Origin of the sequence: Corynebacterium glyciniphilum AJ 3170 (genome assembly GCF_007673095.1) — a bacterium.
GTDB lineage: Bacteria > Actinomycetota > Actinomycetes > Mycobacteriales > Mycobacteriaceae > Corynebacterium.
The window spans coordinates 193,175-213,467 of sequence record NZ_VDYZ01000005.1 but is presented as its reverse complement, the minus strand read 5'-3'; the positions used below and the strand labels follow the sequence as shown (position 1 = coordinate 213,467).

18 protein-coding genes and 1 other RNA gene are annotated in these 20,293 nt (G+C 67.9%); 3 read left to right on the top strand and 16 right to left on the bottom strand.

What is annotated here, in order from left to right; translation table 11 throughout:
• Positions 1-3: 3 nt before the first annotated feature.
• Positions 4-1,308 carry an MFS transporter gene (locus FS507_RS06820; protein ID WP_313958073.1) on the bottom strand — a complete coding sequence of 435 codons (1,305 nt, stop codon included), beginning with the start codon at positions 1,306-1,308 and terminating at the stop codon, positions 4-6.
• A 49-nt stretch (positions 1,309-1,357) separates the two neighbouring features.
• Positions 1,358-2,101, bottom strand: a complete 744-nt coding sequence (locus FS507_RS06815) for a sulfite exporter TauE/SafE family protein (RefSeq protein ID WP_145942030.1) — start codon at positions 2,099-2,101, stop codon at positions 1,358-1,360.
• A gap of 84 nt (positions 2,102-2,185) precedes the next feature.
• Between FS507_RS06815 and FS507_RS06810 the strand changes: the two genes are divergently transcribed.
• Positions 2,186-3,499 (top strand): glycosyltransferase 87 family protein, encoded by a 1,314-nt coding sequence (locus tag FS507_RS06810; protein WP_260853201.1) that lies wholly within the window; start codon positions 2,186-2,188, stop codon positions 3,497-3,499.
• Here the strand turns inward: FS507_RS06810 and FS507_RS06805 are convergent.
• The 9 genes from FS507_RS06805 to FS507_RS06765 all read right to left on the bottom strand — a co-directional run bounded on the left by FS507_RS06805 (position 3,438) and on the right by FS507_RS06765 (position 14,599).
• Positions 3,438-4,880 (bottom strand): PH domain-containing protein, encoded by a 1,443-nt coding sequence (locus FS507_RS06805; RefSeq protein ID WP_260853200.1) that lies wholly within the window; start codon positions 4,878-4,880, stop codon positions 3,438-3,440. The two genes, FS507_RS06810 and FS507_RS06805, sit on opposite strands and share 62 nt — an antisense overlap.
• Positions 4,877-5,386, bottom strand: a complete 510-nt coding sequence (locus FS507_RS06800) for a PH domain-containing protein (RefSeq protein WP_440130340.1) — start codon at positions 5,384-5,386, stop codon at positions 4,877-4,879. Before FS507_RS06800 ends, FS507_RS06805 begins: the two co-directional genes overlap by 4 nt.
• A gap of 20 nt (positions 5,387-5,406) precedes the next feature.
• Positions 5,407-6,597 (bottom strand): fructosamine kinase family protein, encoded by a 1,191-nt coding sequence (locus tag FS507_RS06795; protein WP_145942028.1) that lies wholly within the window; start codon positions 6,595-6,597, stop codon positions 5,407-5,409.
• A 2-nt stretch (positions 6,598-6,599) separates the two neighbouring features.
• Positions 6,600-7,304 (bottom strand): hypothetical protein, encoded by a 705-nt coding sequence (locus FS507_RS06790; protein WP_145942027.1) that lies wholly within the window; start codon positions 7,302-7,304, stop codon positions 6,600-6,602.
• A 68-nt stretch (positions 7,305-7,372) separates the two neighbouring features.
• Complete coding sequence (locus FS507_RS06785; RefSeq protein WP_145942058.1) at positions 7,373-8,035, bottom strand: heme oxygenase (biliverdin-producing); 663 nt, start codon at positions 8,033-8,035, stop codon at positions 7,373-7,375.
• A 102-nt stretch (positions 8,036-8,137) separates the two neighbouring features.
• Positions 8,138-8,956 (bottom strand): heme ABC transporter ATP-binding protein, encoded by an 819-nt coding sequence (locus FS507_RS06780; protein ID WP_145942026.1) that lies wholly within the window; start codon positions 8,954-8,956, stop codon positions 8,138-8,140.
• The gene (locus FS507_RS06775) at positions 8,953-10,011 is read right to left on the bottom strand and encodes a FecCD family ABC transporter permease (RefSeq protein WP_145942025.1); all 1,059 of its coding nucleotides are present in this window, start codon (positions 10,009-10,011) and stop codon (positions 8,953-8,955) included. Before FS507_RS06775 ends, FS507_RS06780 begins: the two co-directional genes overlap by 4 nt.
• A gap of 4 nt (positions 10,012-10,015) precedes the next feature.
• The gene (locus FS507_RS06770; protein WP_145942024.1) at positions 10,016-13,153 is read right to left on the bottom strand and encodes a bifunctional [glutamine synthetase] adenylyltransferase/[glutamine synthetase]-adenylyl-L-tyrosine phosphorylase; all 3,138 of its coding nucleotides are present in this window, start codon (positions 13,151-13,153) and stop codon (positions 10,016-10,018) included.
• Positions 13,154-13,252: 99 nt separating this feature from the next.
• Positions 13,253-14,599 (bottom strand): glutamine synthetase family protein, encoded by a 1,347-nt coding sequence (locus FS507_RS06765; protein ID WP_145942023.1) that lies wholly within the window; start codon positions 14,597-14,599, stop codon positions 13,253-13,255.
• Positions 14,600-14,710: 111 nt separating this feature from the next.
• Here FS507_RS06765 and panB point away from each other — a divergent pair, with 111 nt between their 5' ends.
• The gene (panB, locus tag FS507_RS06760) at positions 14,711-15,547 is read left to right on the top strand and encodes a 3-methyl-2-oxobutanoate hydroxymethyltransferase (protein WP_145942022.1); all 837 of its coding nucleotides are present in this window, start codon (positions 14,711-14,713) and stop codon (positions 15,545-15,547) included.
• 11 nt (positions 15,548-15,558) lie between these two features.
• On the opposite strand, the gene FS507_RS06755 is transcribed toward panB, so the two are convergent.
• The 5 genes from FS507_RS06755 to FS507_RS06735 form a co-directional block, all read right to left on the bottom strand.
• Positions 15,559-15,729: an SPOR domain-containing protein gene (locus tag FS507_RS06755; protein WP_145942021.1), complete on the bottom strand. Its 171-nt coding sequence runs from the start codon at positions 15,727-15,729 to the stop codon at positions 15,559-15,561.
• A 62-nt stretch (positions 15,730-15,791) separates the two neighbouring features.
• Positions 15,792-16,253: RNase P RNA component class A (rnpB, locus tag FS507_RS06750), an RNA gene on the bottom strand.
• Positions 16,254-16,290: 37 nt separating this feature from the next.
• Entirely contained in the window at positions 16,291-16,896 is a 606-nt protein-coding gene (locus tag FS507_RS06745; protein ID WP_260853198.1) for a histidine phosphatase family protein, read from the bottom strand.
• Positions 16,897-16,949: 53 nt separating this feature from the next.
• Positions 16,950-17,747, bottom strand: coding sequence for a zinc ribbon domain-containing protein (locus tag FS507_RS06740; protein WP_145942020.1), 798 nt, complete (start codon positions 17,745-17,747; stop codon positions 16,950-16,952).
• Positions 17,740-18,984, bottom strand: a complete 1,245-nt coding sequence (locus tag FS507_RS06735) for a Nif3-like dinuclear metal center hexameric protein (RefSeq protein WP_145942019.1) — start codon at positions 18,982-18,984, stop codon at positions 17,740-17,742. The genes FS507_RS06740 and FS507_RS06735 overlap by 8 nt, the downstream gene beginning before the upstream one ends.
• A 119-nt stretch (positions 18,985-19,103) precedes the next feature.
• Here FS507_RS06735 and FS507_RS06730 point away from each other — a divergent pair, with 119 nt between their 5' ends.
• Positions 19,104-20,291, top strand: coding sequence for an arsenate reductase/protein-tyrosine-phosphatase family protein (locus tag FS507_RS06730; protein ID WP_145942018.1), 1,188 nt, complete (start codon positions 19,104-19,106; stop codon positions 20,289-20,291).
• Positions 20,292-20,293 lie beyond the last annotated feature (2 nt).

Below are 20,293 nucleotides of genomic sequence, written 5' to 3'. Positions count from 1 at the left end.
ATGTCACGGGTCGGCCCGGTTGTCCTCGACCATACGCCACCGCTGCATTTTCACCCTGCTGACCAACAGTCCGATGAACCCGAAGACCCAGACCACCCCGAGCGCGCACCACGCGACCCGGAAATCGGCCCAGGTGTAGTCGCCTCCGTCAGACACGGCGTCGAGCACGAAACCGGCCGCCTGCGCTGCGACCATCGCCGCGAGGAAACCTCCCATGTTGGACAGGCCAGTCGCCGTGGCGGTGAAGCGACGGTCGACTTCCTCACGGACGGTGTCGAATCCGTAGTTCGCGGCAGGGGCCAGCGCCGGCACGATGACATTGATGACCGCCACGGCCGCGAAACTGCGGGGATCCGGCGATATGAAGAACACCACCCAGGATGCCGCGACGATGAGCGTCGCCACCATCACGACTTCGGGACGCCGTCGGCCCGCCCGTGCCGACACGACCCCCATCAGCGGCCCGACGAGAACGCTGACGACCATGTTCACCACCAGGATCGCCGAGGCCTGCGACTCGGTGAGGCCCATTCCCAGGGTCATCAACGGCACTCCCCACAACAGTGTGAAGACCACCTGGCTCATCAGCGTGAAGTGTATGAAGAACCCCAGCCAGCAGGCCGGCTGGCGGACGACGAAGAACAACGTCGCACCGATACCGCTCCGGGGCTCCGCAGGTCTTCCGGAGGACGCCGCAGGAGTCGGGTCGGGTGAGTCGGCGACGACAATCCAGGTGAACAGTGCCACCAGGACGCTGCCCGCCCCCAACGAGATGAATGCCGTCGCCCACCCCTGGGAATGCAGCAGCATTGAGAACGGCACGGCGGACATGAACTGTCCGACGTAGCCCAGTCCCCCGGTCAGCTGGGTGAAGACCGGCGTCTTACGGATCGGTATCCAGGCGGGCAGGATACGCATGACCGACAGAAACGCCGTCGCGTCCGCCGTCCCGACAATCACCCGGGCCAGGATCGCCACGGGGAACGAGGACGTCACGCCGAGCAGTACCTGACCGGTCCCCATCATCAGTGCCCCGACGACGAGCATCCGTCGCGCACCGAACCGGTCGATGAGCATGCCCATCGGTATCTGGGCACAGGCGTAGACACCGACCTGGACGGAGGTGAAGACCGCGAGCCGCGACGCGTCGATCTGGAAATGGTCCATGGCCTCGACCCCGGCGACACCCATCGACGTCCGCCCGGTGATCGCCAGGATGTAGGCGATGACACCGGCGAACCACACCATCAACGCGCGGCGGCTGAGGCGGTCAGAAGGAGCAGGTACTTTCGCAGTGGAGTCGGGCACGTATGCCCACCTTAGACCCCGGTACCTCCTGCAATGCCTCCCGCCCCGGTCACAGGAGTGACAGAATCCCCCGCACCAGTACCGTCACTCCTCCCAGCGCTGCCATCGCCACGGCGAGCACCCGTGCCTTCTCCCGCTCAATCCGGCGGCTGAACACCATTCCCGCGGCGATGCCGATAACCATCGCCACCATCGCCGCCGGCCAGATACCCCAGGGTTCGCTGGAGATGTCGCCCGCCCCCGTGAAGTACTTGATGGCGAAACTGACCAGCCCGGAGACGATGAACAGGGGCTGCAGCGTCGCGGCGAAGGTCCGCTGGTCCCAGCGCGAGGCCTGGGCGTACACCGTGATCACCGGTCCCGCCACACCGGCCAAGGTGTTGCTGAATCCTCCGATCACACCCGACACCGCCGCCGGAAGTTTTCCCGAGACAGCGGGGATGTACCGTTTGCCGAAACTGGTGACCCCGAGGGCGATCAACAGCAGTGCCCCGACGACAATCTGCAGCACCGCAGGCGACATCACGTGGATCAGCCAGGTGCCGGGAACCGCCCCCAGCACCATCACGGAACCGATCAGGGCGAATTTCCCCCAGTCGACGTCCCTGCGCACGGTCATCGTGGACATCGCGGCGTTGATCGCCGCGAGCACGTTGATCACCATGATGCCTTCGACCGGGCCGATGGCGATGCTGAGCACCGGGCCACCGATCAGCCCGACCCCCATACCGGAGACCCGCTGCATGCAGGACCCGATGAGGATCGTGACGAAGACCAGCAGTATAAGTTCCATTCACAACAACTTATACGCCACGGGCGTGTCGCCGGACGGCCGGGGGCACCGGGGCACATGTCGTCTCCGATAGGATTCGAGTCTGTGACATCCACGAGCTCAGCGGCCGCAGCCCTTCCGACCCCCCGGCGGCGGTGGTCGACCCACCCCGCCGTCGTCGCGGTCGGCTGGCTCATCGCCCACCTGGTTCCCGTCGCATGGATTCTCTCGGCGGGGACCTCCACCGGCGACATCCGCTACTACTTCAGGGGACTCACCGGGATCGATGCCGGTGCCATGGACGAGTATCCCGAGGTCGGCACCTGGCCCGCACGTCTCGTCGAGCGGGTCTCCACACTCGGCGGACAGCGTGCCGACACCGGCACGGAGGACGCGTTCGTGGTCGGCTTCATCAGTCTGTCCGTGCTGCTCTCCGCTCTCTTCACCTGGTATCTGTGGCGGTCGGGCACGGGGGAGGACGCCTGGCCCGCCTGGTTCTGGATCCTTTTCGCCGGTCTGTCCGGGCCGATCTTCCTCACCCGCCTGGATATCTTCCCGGGCCTGCTCGTCGCCGGTTTCGCAGCGCTGCTGCTGGCCGGATCCCGCCGGTCACGCCTGGCGACGGTGCTGCTGGCCGCAGCGACGATGATGAAGCTGTGGCCCGGTGTACTCGGAGCTGCCCTGGTCGGCGGAATCCGCCGGGCGTCGACGTGGGCGCGGGTGTGCTGGTTCTTCGGTTCGCTGGCGGTGCTGTGCCTGGTCGTCGTACTCGTCGGCGGTGTCGACCGTCTCATCTCTCCACTGACCTACCAGGGGGACCGGGGCCTGCAGGTCGAATCCATCGCCGCGACACCGTGGATCCTCGCCTCGGCGCTGGCACGCGGAGACGGTGGCACGCCCTGGTCCATCAGCTACGCGGCTTCCAAGAGTTATGAGATCGCCGGGCCCGGCATCGACGTCACCCTGACGGTGATGACCCTGCTGACGGCGGCGACGATCGTCACCGCCGTGGTCTGGGCCGTGGCACGACTGTGGCGGGACGACTGGACACCGGTGCGTGCGGTGTCATTCAGTGTGGCCCTGATCATGCTGATCATCGTGACCAACAAGGTCTTCTCGCCGCAGTACCTGGCATGGGTGGCCCCGGTCGTGGCTGTCGCTCTGCTGACGTCCCGCCGACGTGTCGTCACCGTGATTGCGGTGGAGATTCTGCTCTCGGCGGTGCTGACTACGCTGGTCTACCCCGTCTTCTACGACTGGCTGATCTTCAACCCGCCGTACCTGGTCGCCGCGGTTGCACTGCTGCTGCGCAATGTGGCGGTCGTCATTCTGGCCGCCACCTGCGTCTGGTGGGCCTTCACTCCGGACGGACGGCGGGAGTCTCCGGTTCGGGAAGACGCCGGGCACGCAGCCGGGTGACGAGGTCGACCGCGTCCGCGGTCGTGAGATCGCGCCCCGACATCGACACCGGCCCCGGTACGAGGTCGAAGCGCACCCCCGCGAGACCCAGCGCTTTCTGCACCGGTCCCCGCCGGTAGCTGAGTTCCTGGATATGTGCCGGGGAGATCACGGACACGGCGCGGCGGAACAACCCGTGGTGGGAGACGACCGCCGTCAGCTGGCCGCCACCCCCGGGATCCGAGACCAGGGTGGTGCCTTGGCGTGTGCGGTCCACGGGCGACACCCAGCGGGCATTCCGTGGGCTCAGGTAGGTGTGTGCGGTCGGGAAGCCGTCGCGGGCGCGTCCCTCCGGATGCGCCACTGCGGCAATGGCCGGGCTGTCGAGCGGCGTGAGTGTCTCGAGAACATGGAGGGCAAGGGACAGGTCACCGACCGGGAGAACGGTGCTCGTCGAGCCGTCCGACGAAGACTCCGCACCGTATCCTGCCACGTCAACCCGGACTTTCCACCAGCCGAGCAGCCGCCAGGCCACGGGCTGCGACACCTCCACCGCGTGAACCCGTGCCAGAGGGACGGATTGCCGGCGTCGTTCCGTCAGGCCGAAGGTGATTCCCAGGACTTCCCCGTCCAGGGTGGCGGTGAACCGCCAACTGGTGTTCAGCACTCCCCAGACCCAGGGCACGGCACCCGCCAGGACCGGCAGGAGGACCGCCAGTCCGGCGGGGGTCGCGAGAGCGACGGCAGCGCCCGCCACCACCAGCACGGTGGCACCGGACAGCGCCGCCGCCACGAGGGAGCGGGTGATCGGGATCATGGGGACGACGGCACTGCCGTGGTCCTCCGTCGCATCATCCCCGTGGTCCGACTGTCCGGGAACGCCGTGGACCAGGCTGAGCAGGTGGGACCGCAGGTCCTCAGCATCCTGGCGCGGGAGGTACTCGACCGCGACTGAGCTCCCGGAGCCTCCGGCTGTCTCCACTTTGACCCCCGCCAGGCGGAACAGGCGGGGTGCGAGCGGCTCGACCAGGTCGACGGCGTGGACGCGGTCGAAGCGCGCGGTCCGTAGCTGTCGGGAGACCACTCCCCGTCGGACAGCGATCTCCTCCCCGTCGATCCGGTAACCGGCGGCCCTCCACCACGGCAGTGAGACGACCCAGCCGATGAGGAAGACGACCGGAATCGCCACGAGGACCGCCACGACGACCAGCCCCGTGGGCAGCGGGGAATCCTCCAGCAGGTCGCGTAGTCTCCCCAGGGTCTCCGCCTGCTGGGCGGCGATGACGGCGACGATACCGACGAGGACCGCCCACATGCGCAGCAGTGGGCTCAGCGGGTGGACACGACGCCACTGGCCGTCGGCGATGTCATCGGTCACGTCACCGGTCATGTCACCGGTCACAGCCCGCTCATCCTCTCCCGCGCGGCGACGGCCAGGCGGTCACGCAGGGCGTCGGCGTCGGCGGCAGCGAGTCCCACCACCGTCGAATCACTCGTCGAGGAGGCGGTGTGCAACTTGACCTGTTTGATCCCGAAGGCCCGTTCCACGGGGCCGGAGGTGACGTCGACATACTGGATCCTCCCGTAGGGAACCACGGTGAAGGTCCACCACAGCCGTCCTTTGGTGATCAGCAGCTCGTCCTCGGTCTCCACCCACCGCTTCCGGGAGGCCTGGGCGGGGATGAGCCAGATCTGCCAGATGAGCAGCACCATGAGTACCGCGGCCACGGCCCAGAGAATCGTGGAGACGAGACCGGGTACGAGCAGTGCGGCGACCACCGCTGCGATCACGGGGACGATGGTCCACGGCAGGTCCGACACGTAGCGGGCCGGCACGTACCTCCCGGACACCCGGTGCATCGAATCAAGCCGGGCCAGCGAAGAAACCTCGGAGGTCTGATCGGTCATGGCCCCAGTGTCGCATATCCCTAGAGTGACAGTACGTGCCGGACGGTCGAGGCAGCCTCCTCGACGTATCCCCCACCGAACACGGCCGCGTGGAGGTAGAGCACGTGGAGCCTGTGCAGGGGCAGCAGCTCACGCCATCCGGTGGGCAGTTCGGCGGCCTCCGCGTAGGCGTCGAAGATCCGGTCACGGTGCGGGGCGCCGAACATGCTGAGGAACCCGAGGTCGGTCAGCCCGTGTCCACCGTGGGACGACGGGTCGATGAGGACCGCCCCCTGAGGCGACCACATGAGGTTTCCCGACCACAGGTCGCCGTGCAGCCGGGCCGGCGGACGTCCGTCATCGAAGTCACCCGCGGCGAGTCTCTCGAGCAGTGTGTCCGTCCCCCGGATCCCGCCGGGAACACGACGTGCCAGCGGTGCCAGCACCACGTCGGCGTAGTAGGACCCCCACGTCGGGTGCGGGGCGAGCGGCAGTTCCAGCAGGCTGTCATTCGGCCCCTGGTACCCGGGCCCGCGCCAGCCGGCAGGGCCCGCCCCGAACGAGCCTGCCCCGCTCGCATGGGTCACGGCCAGCCGACGTCCGAACTCTTCGGCGGCCGGTGCGGCGGGCGGGACGGACGTGACCCGGCGTAGCAGGAAGTCTCCGTCGTCCGTCCGCGCCCGCACCCCGGCGACAGCTACGCCACCGTGTCCGGCGGCGTCCCCGAGCCAGTTCAGGCAGGACTGTTCCCAGTCGCCGGGCCGTCCCGGATTGTGCTTCGTGAACGTCGTCGCCTCGACCAGAGAGGGAAAAGTCCTGAACATCAGCGGTGCCAGCGGATGATCCGGGTCGTCAGGTGTGTGGTCCGGTGTCCCCACCGGCACCCACCGGGCATCGGCGATCTCGGCGGCGACGACCGGGGTGACGTCCGCATCGCCGGAATGGACGAAGAGGTCGGCCGTGACTTCCCTGCCCTCCTCGTTGGCGGCCGGGGCTGTGAAGGCCCCGATGAAGTCGAGAGAGGACGGCGGGACGTCGATCCCGGTTTCCTCACCGACTTCGCGGACCGCCGTGGCGCTGGCACGTTCACCGGGCTCGGGTTTCCCACCGGGGTACTGGTACAGACGGGTGCCGTGTTTGCGGACGGTCAGGACCTCACATCCGCCTACGGCATCAGGCGCGTCGCGGAGGAATGCGACAGCGCTGACCCGGATTCCGTCGTCGGCCGTCACGCTCACCGCAGGGCACGGCGAATCGTCGACACCGTCACAGCGCAGCTGCTGTCTGCATCTCTCTCCTGGTAGCCGCGGCAGACGTCCGCCCCGTGCTGCATCAGCAGCAGCAACGCCACACTGAGTTCCTCGGAGAGGAGCTCCAGGGACTCCTCGTCCCGCACCACGGCAGCGACAGCACTCTGCAACTCCTCCGGTTCACGCCCGGCGACCCCGGGTGCGGGGCAGGCCCTTGAGACAAGCAACCGCAGGTAGGTGTGAGCGACCAGACCGATCACGTCCCCGCTGTCCTGCAGCTCGGCGATATGCCGACGGAACTGCAGCATCGACGGCATGGTGACGTGCCGGTCACGCCACCGGGCGGTGGCGTGCGCCCGGTCCAGCGCCCCGGAGAACTGTTCGATGGCCCCGGACAGCGCTGAACACAGGGAGGCACGTGAGACCGCGTCCACCGCGTCGGCAGGGAGCCCGGCGGTCGACAACGCGGAATGCAGGATCCGCAACCCTTCCCAGTGCTGTTCAAGGTAGGCGGCCCGTCCGGCGAACGGCAGTGTGCCGTCCCCCATACGCCGGAATACGGTCGACCGGCGTACACAGTTCAGCGCGGAGTCCCCCGCAGCATCCAGGAGGGTGCCGACCCGGACAGCGTCGAGTGGAGGTAGCCCGTCATGGATACCGACGTGGGCACTGGAAGTCTGCTGCTGCAAGTCAATCACCGTCCTCGGGTCCCGGGTTGCACCGCTGTGTTGCCTGACATATATTTCGTGAGCCTACCCTAATGGAGCATCGTGGGCCAACGGTGCTCCAGTACCCTGCGAAGCCCCTCGAAGACCCCGGAGTTGTAGGCGAACGCGGCTCGGGCGGCCGCGAGAAGACGGTGCCGCTCCCCGTCATCGAGCTCCATCGCGTCCAGGGCACCGCGGTAGGCGTCCCGGTAGCGCTTGGGCTTGTCGATGTGCGGGAAACGGTAGAAGGCCGTGCCCGACTCCGCCACGCCGTAGTGGCGTGTCATGAGCCGGCCGATGACCTGGCCGCCCGCCAGGTCACCCAGATACCGGGTGTAGTGGTGGGCGACGAGTGCCGGGACGTCACGTTCCCGGCCGATGCGCTGCAGTTCGGCGACATACGCAGCCGTCTCCGGAAGTGGAGCGGCGCCCACGGTGCCTCCGAGCGCCCGGAGATCCTCCTGCAGCACCGCACGGCGGTCCAGCAGACGGTCCGCGACCGCGCCCAGACGGGAGTCACCCGTGCAGGCGTCGACCGCATCCTCCAGAGCCGAGTAGAACAGGTACGCCTGTTCCTGGAACGCGACGAACGCCGAGGCGTCCAGACTTCCGTCCAGCAGACGCTCCATGAACACGGAGTGTTCCGCATTCTCATGGGCCTGCCGGGTCTCCTCCCGGAGCTGCTCGGAAAGCAGGGTGGTCGCTGTCGCCATCGTCGCTTCTGTTCCTGTCCTCGGTTGTTCGCGTTCGATCAACATCGTGTACAGGCCATGCTAACAATGGAGACCCTTACCCGGGATCATCCGAAAGTTGGATCAGCTGTCCGCCGGGGTCGGTCGGATCCAGAGTTCACCGTGCATCTCATCCACGCTCACCGGCCACTCGTAGACCCGGGACAACCTCTCGGCGGTACAGACCTCGGCCGGCGAGCCGACCGCCTCGATCCGCCCGGCGCCGAGCAGCGCCAGCCGGTCGCAGTACTGTGCGGCCAGATTCAGGTCGTGGAGAACCACGATGACGCCGACTCCCCCGGCAGCGACACGGCGCACCGACCGCATGGTGCGTTCCTGGTGCCCGATGTCCATGGCCGCGGTCGGCTCGTCCAGCAAGGTGCACCGCGCCTGCTGCGCCATCACCCGGGCGAAGGCCACCCGCGCACGTTCACCACCCGACAGCGTGGTCACGTCACGATCCTGCATCTCCAGCATGCCGACGTCGTCCAGACAGGCGTCGACCAACGCGCGGTCCGTCCCGCGGTCGTCACGTTCCGTCGACCCGCGACTTCCCACCCACGCCGACCGGCCCATCTCCACGACGTCCCGGACCAGGTGGGAGAATGACACACGCGAGTCCTGCAGCATCACCGACCTGGTTCTGGCAGCCTCCCGGACGCCGTACTCCCGGTAGGGCCGTCCCGCCAGGAGGACCTCACCGGACACAGGTTCGGTGTCGCCGGAAAGGGCCCCCAGCAGGGTCGACTTACCCGCACCGTTCGGCCCGATCAGCCCCAGAACCTCTCCTTCACGCAGGTCGAGGTCGACACCGTGGAGGATCTCGGTGCCGTGCCGCCCGTTCCGCGAACCACCGACCGTGACGACCACCCGGCGCGCGGAAAGAACCACCCCGTCACTCATCCGACGACACCGCCCTTCTTCAGCATGCGGCGCAGCAGGATGAAGAAGGTGGGCCCGCCGACGAGCGCGGTGAAGATCCCGATCGGCAGATCCGCGAAGGCAATCAGCGTGCGCGACGCCAGGTCGGCGAGCAACAGCAGTACCGCGCCGCCCAGGGCCGACAGCGGCACTAGCCAGCGGTTCGCCGGTCCGGTGAGTTGCCGGAGGATATGGGGCACGATCAGACCGACGAAACCGATGATGCCGGCGAAGCTGACGGCCAGTGCGGCCAACGCCGTCGAGAGCCCGATGATCGCGACGCGCATCACCGCGACATTCACCCCGGCATGCCCCGCCGCACGCTCCCCGAGACTGAGGACATCCAACCGTCCTGCGATGGCCACCGATCCGAGCAGGCACAGGACCACGGGTAGGGCAACGATCGCGACCTGGTTCCACTGGGCACCGTTCAGCGAGCCCATCTGCCAGAAGATCACCTGCTCACGTGACGAGGTCGGGGCGAGGAAGACCAGGAAGGAGATCGCCGCACCGGCCACCGCATTGACCGCGATGCCAGTGAGTATCAGGGTGAGCACCCTGACCTCCCCGTTGATCGACGCCAGGCGGTACACCGCGACTGTGGTCAGTACGCCGGCGAGGAACGCCAGCACCGGCACTGTCGCCGTACCCAGCACGGTGATGTTCAGGACGATCGCGGCCGCGGCCCCCACGCCGGCCCCGGAGGTGACGCCGATGACGCTGGGTTCAGCCAGCGGATTGCCGAACAGCCCCTGCAGGAGTGTTCCGGCGACCGCCAGGGCGGCCCCCACCAGCAGGCACAGCATGATCCGGGGAAGACGGATCTGCCAGAGGACGTTCGCGGCCCTGGCCGCTTCCCCCGTAGTTTCCGCGTCGCCCCGACCGGGGCCGTGGACCAGGGCCGACCAGACCTCTGCCGGTGACAGGGTGAACTGGCCGAGGACGAGATTGATGCCGACCGCCGTGACCAGCAGAGCCACCAGCACCGCAAGGGTCGCGAGCCGCGTCGTCCGGCGCCGTGTGAGGGTGTCCGTCATTCCCTCAGTCCCCGAACTCCGCGTCCGTGACCTCTTCACCCCAGAACACCCGGTCCACCACCCGGCGCGCACGACGGGTGGTTTTCAGGTAGTCGTCGAAGAACCCCTGCGAATCCTCCGGATCCCAGTTCGCCGCCGCCGCGATGTTGACCAGCTGCGGGCCGGGCCCGGGGAGTTGGTCGCGTCGCTTGGCGTCGGCGAGGATGATCGCGTTGCGGGCACGGGTGGCCACGATCCAGGCGGCCCGGAGCGTGTCGACATCGGCCTCAGACAACAGTCCGGCGATCCGGATCTCCTCGAGGACCTGCAGCGTGGAGGTGTTGTGCAGGTTGGCGATGCGGTGGCAGTTCTGCATGGTGAGCAGCTGGACCGTCCACTCGATGTCGGTGAGACCACCGCGCCCGAGTTTGGTGTGGGTGTACCGGTCCGCGCCGCGTGGCAGACGTTCCCCGTCGACGCGTGCCTTCATCCGGCGCACCTGCTGCACGGTCGCACGGTCGACACCGCCTTCGGGGTACCGGAACTCGTCGATGGTCCGCAGGAAGCGGATTCCGAGGTCCTTGTCGCCGGCGATCCACGTCGCGCGCAGCAGCGCCTGGTACTCCCAGGTCTCCCCCCACCGTTCGTAGTAGGCGCGGTAGGACTCCAGGGTCCGTACCGTCGGACCACTGCGTCCCTCGGGCCGCAGATTCAGGTCCACTTCCAGGGGCGGGTCCTGCGACGGGCGCGACAGTCGGGTCCGGAGCCGTTTGGCGATTCCACTCGCCCAGGTCACCGCGTCCTGGTCGGTCCCCGCCTCCCCGTCGCCGTCTTCGTCGACGGCGTCGTCTCCCTCCATTTCCTCCGGGACGGGTTCACAGACGAACATCACGTCGGCGTCGGAACCGTAGCTCAGTTCCGCCCCGCCGAGTCTCCCCATACCGATCACACTGATCAGGGCGGGGGCGTTGCGGTGGTTCTCGTCCTCCCACGCGCGGATCTCCGCACGCAGTGCCGCCTCGAGAACAGCGTCCCAGATCAAGGACAGGGACCGGCACACCTCCGGCGTGTCGATCAGTCCCAGCAGGTCCGCCGAGGCGATCTTCGCGAGTTCGGTCCGACGCAGCGAGCGTGCCACGGCGATGGCCGCGTCCGGGTCGCGGTGGCGTCCCGCCGCGGCGACGAGAGAGTGGCTGCGGACAGAGGCGTCGTGCTCCAGCAGTTTCGGGCCGTTGGCCCCGTCCGAGAGCATGCGCACCGCCTCCGGCGAGGCGATGAACAGGTTGGCGATGTACGGCGAGGTGCCGAGGATCCGCATCAGGCGTTTGCCCACGATGTTCTCGTCGCGCAGCAACCGCAGGAACCACGAACGGTCGAACGCCGCCTCCGACAGTTTCCGGTAGGCCAACAGGCCTGCGTCCGGGTCGACGGTGTCGGACAACCACTCCATCAACGACGGCAGGATCATCGCCTGGATGCGGTCCTTGCGGGTCGTCCCCGAGGCCAACGCCGAGAGGTGGTCCATGGCACGCGACGGGTGCAGGTACCCCAGTGCTGCGAGCTGACGCTTCGCGGCCTCCGGGGTGAGCCGGAGCGCGTCGACCGGCATGTTGACCACCGACGACAACAGCGGCCGGTAGAACAGTTTGTTGTGCAGCTGGCGGATCTGGTTGCTGACCTTGCGCACCTTGGCCGACAGCGCTGTGTCCGCGCTTTCCTGGCCTTCTCCCCGCACACCGGCGGTGCGTGCCAGGCGGAGCCGCCCTGCCTCGTCATCCTGTTCAGGAAGGGCATGGGTGCGCCGGAGGTGCTGCAGCTGCAACCGGTGCTCCAGCAGTCGCATGTACTCGTAGCAGGAGATCAGGATCTGTCCGTCCTCACGGCCGACGTAGCCGCCGTCCACCAGGGCGGTGAGTGCCTGGACCGTGGAGCGTACCCGCAGCGACTCGTCGACACGGCCGTGCACCATCTGGAGCAACTGGATGGCGAACTCCACGTCCCGCAGTCCGCCGGGGCCCAGTTTCAGTTCCAGGGGGAGCAGGTTGTCCGGGACGTTGTCGATCACCCGACGACGCATCGCCTGCACATCGGGCACGAAGTCCTCCCGCTCCGCGGCGCTCCACACCATCGGTGCGAGCTGTTCGACGTAGTCGCGGCCCAGGTCCAGGTCACCGGTCATGGGGCGTGCCTTCAGCAGCGCCTGGAACTCCCAGGTCGACGCCCAGCGCCGGTAGTAGGTGAGGTGGGACTCCAGGGTGCGTACGAGGGCGCCGTGGCGTCCCTCGGGCCGGAGCGCCGCGTCGACCTCGAAGAACACCCGGCACCCGATGTTGATGAATTCACCGGCCAACCGGGTGGTCTGGGCGTCCGCCGGCTCGGCGACGAAGATGACGTCCACGTCCGAGATGTAGTTGAGTTCACGCGCGCCGCACTTGCCCATCGCGACCACCGACAGCTTCGCCGGGACGGGACCGGACGGGTAGACCGTGGCTGTGGCCACCGCCAGCGCCGCGGTGAGGGCCGCGTCTGCGGCGTCGGCCAGTCGCTCGGTGAGAACCTCGAACGGCAGTGGCGCGCCCGTCGGCTCGCTACCCCCGAACGTGTCGGCCAGGTCGATCGCCGCAATCCTGGCCAGAACCGTGCGGTAGGCCGTACGCATCGCCCGGTCGGCGTCCACACCGGTCACCGTGGCGCGGAAGAGCAGGGAATCGTCGTCATGTCCCTCGACACGTTCCGCCCCGACCGCGGTCGTGAGTGCCTCCATGATCTCGTCCCTGCCGGGCAGCTCGCCGGCAAGTTCCGGCCAGATCTCGGGATTCGCCACCACATGGTCCCCCAGCAGGGTGGAACCACCGAACAGCGCGAGCAGTCGCACGCGGAACGCCGCGTCCCCGTCGATCTTCTCCAGCAGTGCCGTCGAGGACGTGTCGTTGCCGCCGTCGTCACTGCCGGGGCTGTCCCGTCCGTCGAGCGTCTCGACCAGTCGGACCACCGCATTCAGCGCACGGTCGGGGTCACCGGTAGACGCCAGGACGCTGAGCACCGGCCGGTGCTCCTCGTCGTCCCACCCGAGTTTTGCGAGGTCATCGGCCGCGGATGGCCTGGTCAACCCCAGCGACACCGGGGACGGAACTCGACGACGGGTGGTTCGCGGCTGATTCACCGGGGGCTCATCTCCTGGGCTGTGGCATCGTGGTGGCGCACTGGGCTCCGTACCATCGTAGTGGATGCCCGACCGCCGGTCCTGAAGCCGCCCCAGGAGCTAGAACTCCAGGTTGTGTGCGAGCTCCCACGGTGTGACCTGGGACTGGTAGGACTTCCACTCCTCCCACTTGTTGCGCAGGAAGTACTCGAAGACGTGCTCGCCGAGAGCGTCGGCGACCAGTTCGGACTTCTCCATCTCGCGCAGAGCCAGGTCCAGGTCCGTGGGAAGGTCCTTGTACCCCATCGCCATACGTTCCCGCCGGGTCATGCCCGCCACGTCCTCCTCCACCGGAGGGTGCAGCTCATAACCCTCCCGGATGCCCTTCAGACCGGCCGCGATCAGCACGGCGTAGGTGAGGTAGGGGTTGGCCCCGGAATCGGGGGTCCGGATCTCGACCCGGCGCGACGAGGGCTTGTGCACGGTGTACATCGGCACGCGGATCATCGCAGAACGGTTCGAGGCACCCCACGTTGCCGCGGTGGGTGCCTCGGCCCCACTGGTCAGCCGCTTGTAGGAGTTCACCCACTGGTTCGTCACCGCGGAGATCTCCGGGGCATGTTCCAGGATCCCGGCGATGAACGACTTGGCCGTCCCCGAGAGGTAGAACTGGTCGTCCGGGTCGTGGAAGGCGTTGTTCTCGCCCTCGAACAACGACATGTGGGTGTGCATGGCCGAGCCGGGGTGCTCGTGGAACGGTTTCGGCATGAACGTCGCGCGGACGTCGTTACGGGTGGCGACCTGCTTGACCATGTAGCGGAAGCTCATCACGTTGTCCGCCATCGACAGGGCGTCGGCGAACCTCAGGTCGATCTCCTGCTGTCCTGGACCGGCCTCGTGGTGCGAGAACTCCACGGAGATGCCCATCGACTCCAGGGCCGAGATCGCGTCCTGACGGAACAACGGGGCGGCATCGGTGACCGCCTGGTCGAAGTATCCCCCGGTGTCCGCCGGAACCGGCCGCCCGTCGGGACCGTTGCCGTTCTTCAACAGGAAGAACTCGATCTCCGGGTGGACATAGCAGGAGAACCCCTCGTCCGCGGCGTTGTTCAGCTGACGTCGCAGGACCTGGCGGGGGTCCGCCCAGCTGGGTTCCCCGTCGGGCATCGCGATATCGCAGAACATCCGTGCCGTGAGCACCTGGTTGTCGCCACCGGCCGTGTCCAGCGGGAGGATCTGGAACGTCGACGGGTCCGGCTTGGCGATCGTGTCGGACTCGACGACGCGCGAGAAACCCTCGATGGAGGAACCGTCGAATCCGATTCCTTCGGCGAACGCGCCCTCGAGTTCCGCAGGGGCGACGGCGACCGACTTCAGGTATCCCTGGATGTCCGTGAACCACAGACGGACGAAGCGAATGTCCCGTTCCTCGAGCGTGCGGAGGACGTATTCCTGTTGGCGACTCATGGCCACCATGGTAACGCCCGCCCCGACGGACAGCCCCTTTTTCCGGGCCCGGTGGACGGGTTGTTACACATCGTTAACACCTGCCCGTCTGACGTGGCACAATGTCGTGACATGGCTGACAAGAAAGAGACCACCGGATACCTCGCCCCCACCCGTCAGGTCCGCATCGGCGACCTGCGTAAGCGTAAGGGATCAGGCGACAAGTGGGCGATGCTCACCGCCTACGACTACTCCACCGCACGGGCGTTCTCTGATGCCGGCGTCGAGTGTCTCCTGGTGGGTGATTCGGCGGCGAACGTGGTCTTCGGCTACCCCCAGACCCAGCAGATCAGTCTCGACGAGATGATCTACATCGCCGCCGCCGTGGTCCGGGGCGCAGGCAACGCCCTGGTTATCGCCGACCTCCCGTTCGGCACGTACGAAGCGTCCGACGAGCAGGCGGTCCGGTCCGCTGCGGAGATGATGCGACGCTCCGGTGCCGCCATGGTCAAGATCGAAGGCGGGGTGCGCATCGCCCCCCGCATCAGGGCACTGGTTGCCGCAGGCATCCCGGTCTGCGCCCACATCGGTTTCACCCCCCAGTCGGTCAACGCACTCTCCGGGTTCAAGGTCCAGGGCCGCGGGGACGCCGCCGAGCAGCTGCTCGCCGACACCCGTGCCGTGGCCGACGCCGGGGCCGACTTCGTCGTCCTGGAGATGGTCCCGGCAGACGTGGCAGCCCGCGCCAGCGAGTCCGTCGACATCCCGACCGTGGGCATCGGCGCCGGCCCGGACACCGACGCCCAGGTCCTCGTCTGGCACGACATGGCGGCCCTGCCGGCAGACGGGCACCGCCCGAAATTCGCCAAGCAGTGGGCGCAGGTCGGGGCGGAGCTCACCGCCGCTGCCGCGTCCTACAAGCGGGAGGTCACCGAGGGGACCTTCCCCGGCGCGGAACACTGCTTCTAGTTCAGGTACTACTAGTCCTCGTCCCACTCGTCGGCGGCCCTGGTCCGCTCTCTGGCGATCTGGAGGGCGTGCTCGGCTTCGTCGCGGGATGAGTACGGGCCCATGCGGTTGTCCCACCCTGAGGTTTTTCCCTGGGTGACCTCACCGCTGGACGTGTCGAAGTACCACTGTTGATCGCTCATGTCTCCACAGTGTAACCGCGTCGGACGGGGTGCGTGCGAGGTCCGTACGGCGGGGGGAAAGGGCGCCGAGAGGGCCTGTGAGCCGGATTCTGTCCCGCGCCCGGCGTGCGGGGCACACCGTGCGCGGCGGCGATCATCCATCTGGGTCAGCCGTCACCGACTGCCTCAAGCGGTCTACCTGCCCCTTCACCGGCGAGCAGCCGACGGGGCACGGCCGCACCGTGGTCCTCCGCGAGGAGGTACGGTCGCGGCCACTTGACCTTGCTCCCGGTGGGGTTTACCAAGCTGCACCGGTTACCCGGCACACTGGTGCGCTCTTACCGCACCGTTTCACCCTTACCCTGGTCCCCGGACGAACCGGTCGGCCAGGGCGGTCTGTTTTCTGTGGCACTTGCCCGCGGGTCACCCCGGGTTGCCGTTAACAACCACCGTGCTCTGTGGAGTCCGGACTTTCCTCGACGCCGGGCGGACGCCGCCACACAGGCAGGCGCAGTCCCCGGCACCGCGATCACCCGGCCCTCTCGACGGGTACAACACTAGCACCCGCCGGGGCCGCGGCCCTCACCTCAGGTAGTGGGTGTCGTTGACCTCCCGCACCATCGAGTGACCCGGGTAGAACTCGACGACGGACAACCCCGCCAGGTCCAGGTGCAGGGTCGAGTACATCGTGGAAGGAACCTGCAACGCGTCCCGCAGAATCGCCTTGATCGGCGACACATGGCTGACCAGCAGGACGGTACCGGCACCGTCGAGGCCACCCACCAGGGTGCTGCACCGTTGTTCGACCTGGCTCATGCTCTCCCCGCCGAGCGTGGGTACACAGGTGTCGGCGACCCAGGCGGCGTGTTCCTCGGGCCACCGCCGGTGGACCTCGTCGAAGGTGAGCCCTTCCCACTGTCCGAAGTCAGTTTCGATGAGATTCCCGTCGGTCTCGACGTCCAGCCCCAGCTTCTGCGCCGCGGCGTCGGCGGTCTGCCGGGTGCGGGTCAGCGGTGAACTGATGATGCGGTCGATCCCCTCGCCCGCGTCCTGACGTGAGGCCAGGTAGGACGCCGCGCGCCGGACCTGCTCCTGCCCCAGGTCCGTGAGCTCCGGGTCACTACGGCCCGAGAACACCCCTGCTGCGGACATCGCGGTCTGCCCGTGCCGCAGAAGGAGAATACGCACCGGCTCTCCCCTGTCGCCGATCCACCCCGGCTTCGTCCGACTGTTCACCGCGATCAGCTCGCCGGGTGGGTCTGGTCGACGAAGTCGGTGTACGACCCCGCGTCCGGCAGCAGCATCGTGTCACATTCCGGGCAGGACGCCGGGCTGTCCTCCGGCGCCCGCAGAATCTCCGCCAGTGAGGCCCGGTCAAGGCTCATGAAGCAGGCCCGGCAGACCGAACCGGTCAACGTCGCTGCCCCGACGCCGTTCTCCTTCTCGCTGCGCTCGTAGCGGCGCAGAAGATCCTGCGGCAGCTCGGCACGTAGCGCCGAGGAATGCTCTTTCAGTGATTCACACTGACCGGAAAGCTCGCGCTCCCGGACGTCCTGACTGCGACGTGACTCCTCGAGCGCCGCGACGGCGACCTCCAGGGCCCGGGCGCGGTCAGCGTCGGCTCCAGTGCGGCGGGCCTGCTCCTCGGCGGTGATCGCCTCCTCCACCTCCTGCAGACGCCGCTCCGCGACAGCCAGGTCATGGGTGAGGTCGCGGCGACGCTCACCGTCGACCGCCGCCCCCAGGGACTTGATGTCGTCACGGCGACGGGCACGCAGTTTCGCCGCGTCCTGACGCATGCGCTGCAGCCGCAGCTCATCGTCACCGGCCGCCTGGTCTGCGGTGACCTTGGCGCGTCGTTGATCGGCCACCTCCTGTTCGAGTCGTCGGACCTCGTCGGAATCGTGCACGTCGGCGAGTTCTCTACTCAGCGCACGCCACCTGTTGTCGACGTTCATCAGGTCGTTCACCACGATGTGTGCGGCGCGCCCGCGGGAGGCGTGGGAACCGGTCGGAAAATCAGGCAAGGGATCAGACAAGGGGATGTCCTCCAGACTGTGGTGACGGTGCGTGGACGGTCCACGGGTCGGTGCGCAGGTCGATCACGTCCGCGGACAGCCCGGGTTCTGCCGCGGCGATGAGGTCGGCGGCCTGTGAGCACCAGGGGAACTCACTGGCCCAGTGCGCCGTGTCAACGACCGCGCACCCGCCGGCACGCAGATGCTCGTCCACCGGATGGTGCCGCAGGTCAGAGGTCACGAAACAGTCGACATCCAGCTGTGCCACCGTCCCCAGGAAGCTGTCGCCGGCACCCGAGGAGACCGCTACCCTGCGGATGACGCGGTCGGGGTCGCCGGCGGCGCGTACACCCCACCGGGTCGCCGGCAGACGGTCGGCGACGCGGGCGGTGAACTCGCGCAGCGTCATCGGGGTGTCCAGGTCCCCGACTCGACCGATACCGAAAGCGACCTCCGGATCCGGTGCCACACCGACGGTCTCGGTGATGTCGTAGGCAGGTTCCTCGTACGGGTGTGCGTCCAGGAGAGCGGACAGCACCGCTGCACGCCTGGACCGTGGTGCCACGAACTCCACACGCTGCTCCTCCACGTGTTCGAGCCCACCGGGGTGTCCGATGTACGGTGAAGCGGCGTCACCGGGCCGGAACTGCCCGGAGACCGGCGACTCGAAGCAGCATTCGGTGTAGCGGTCCCCCGTCGTGCCCCCTCCCGCGGTGAAGACCGCTGACTTCACGGTTTCGGTGTCCGCGACGGGGACGGTGACGCCCCATTTGTCCAGCACCGGAGGGCTGGTTTCCCCGCGCGCCGCGCGTGCTGCCGCGGTCGCCGCCGCCGACGACGGACCCAGCGGGGCTCCCGGGGTGACCCCCAGCAGTTCCGCCAGCCGGTCGTTGACTCCGGGGCGTGCGGCGTCGGCACTGGTGTGCGCCGAATACAGTGCGATCCCCTCACGGATCAGCCGGTGGACGATCCGCCCCTTCGGGTGGTCGGCGGGCACCCCGGTGACCCCGCGCATCAGCAGAGGGTGGTGCACCAGGAGGAAGTCCGCCCCACGGGCGACCGCCTCCTCGACGACCGCGTCGGTGCAGTCCAGCGCGACCACCACCCGATGCACCGGTGCATCGGGGTCGCCGCAGACCAGCCCGCAGGCGTCCCACGATTCCGCGAGCTGCGGCGGGTAGGCGTCCTCGATGACCGACACGACCCTGGCGACCGTGGCGACTGCTTCACTTGACTGTTCACGTGCTCGTTGACTCACACCGACAACGATACGTGCCCGGCCACCCCTGTCACCTCCCCTGTCTTGTCCGGGACACGATCAAGGGTAATCGACCCCGGTCGTAGCCTGCGGCACGGGATTCTGGCACCCTGGAATCCGTGACGGACGCACATGAGCAAGCAGGTAACGGCAGCAGGACTCTACTTGTCGACGTTGACGGGACCCTCGTCGACTCCTATCCCGGCATTCGGTCGAGTTTCCTGCACGCCCTCGAGGACAACGATGTTCCGGCACCCGGGGAGGACCTGCTCCGCCTGATCGCCGGTCCGCCGATGGTCGACACCCTGCGCAACCTGGGTCTCGAGGGGGAACAGCTCGAGGCGACCGTGGCCAGCTACCGCAGCCACTACGACGGCGGCGGATGGCTCGAAGCCGCGCCCTTCGACGGTGTCGAGGAACTGCTGCGCTCATGGAAGGAACAGGGCTACACGTTGTCGACGGCCACGTCGAAGTCCCTGAGCTCGGCGACGCGACTGCTCAAGCACTTCGGCCTCTACGACTACTTCGACGTCATCGCCACCGCCTCCGACGACGGTGAGCGACGTGCCAAGGACGCCGTCGTCGCCTACGGACTGGAACAGCTCGGCGCCCCCGGCGGCCCGGTGACCCCGGCCGCCGAGGGCGGCCCGTCCCACCGGGACAACCTGCTGATGATCGGCGACCGTATCCACGATGTCGACGGGGCCCGGGCGTACGGCGTCCGTACCGTCCTCGTGGACTGGGGCTACGGTGTACGGGAGGAGCACAAGAAGGCCGACTACTCCGTCGCCGACGCCGCTGAACTCGGTCGCCTGGTGGAGGAATGGTCGGACGAACGCCCACACATCTGCGTGGTGTGCACCGGCAATATCTGCCGGTCCCCGATGGCCGAGATCATGCTGCGACAGGCTCTCCGGGAGGCCGGACTCGCCGAGGACATCCGCCTGAACTCCTGCGGGACCGACGGTTGGCATGTCGGTGAGGCCGCGGACCCGCGGGCGGTGGCACGCCTGCGGCAGGACGGATTCAACGGTTCCGGGCACCGGGCCGCCCAGTTCGGCCCCGAGCACCGGGACGCCGACCTCTTTCTGGTGATGACCGGCGCCCACCGTAAGACCCTGGTCAAGCAGGGGGTGCCGGAGGACCGGATCGCCCTGTTCCGCAGCTTCGGGCCCGCCGGGGAGAAGGAGGTCGAAGACCCGTACTACGGGGACAAGGACGGCTTCGCTGAAGTCTCGCGCCAGCTCGCCGAAGCGATCCCGGGGGTCGTGGAGTGGGCACGCGACCGGGTCACCGTCAGAGGCTGACC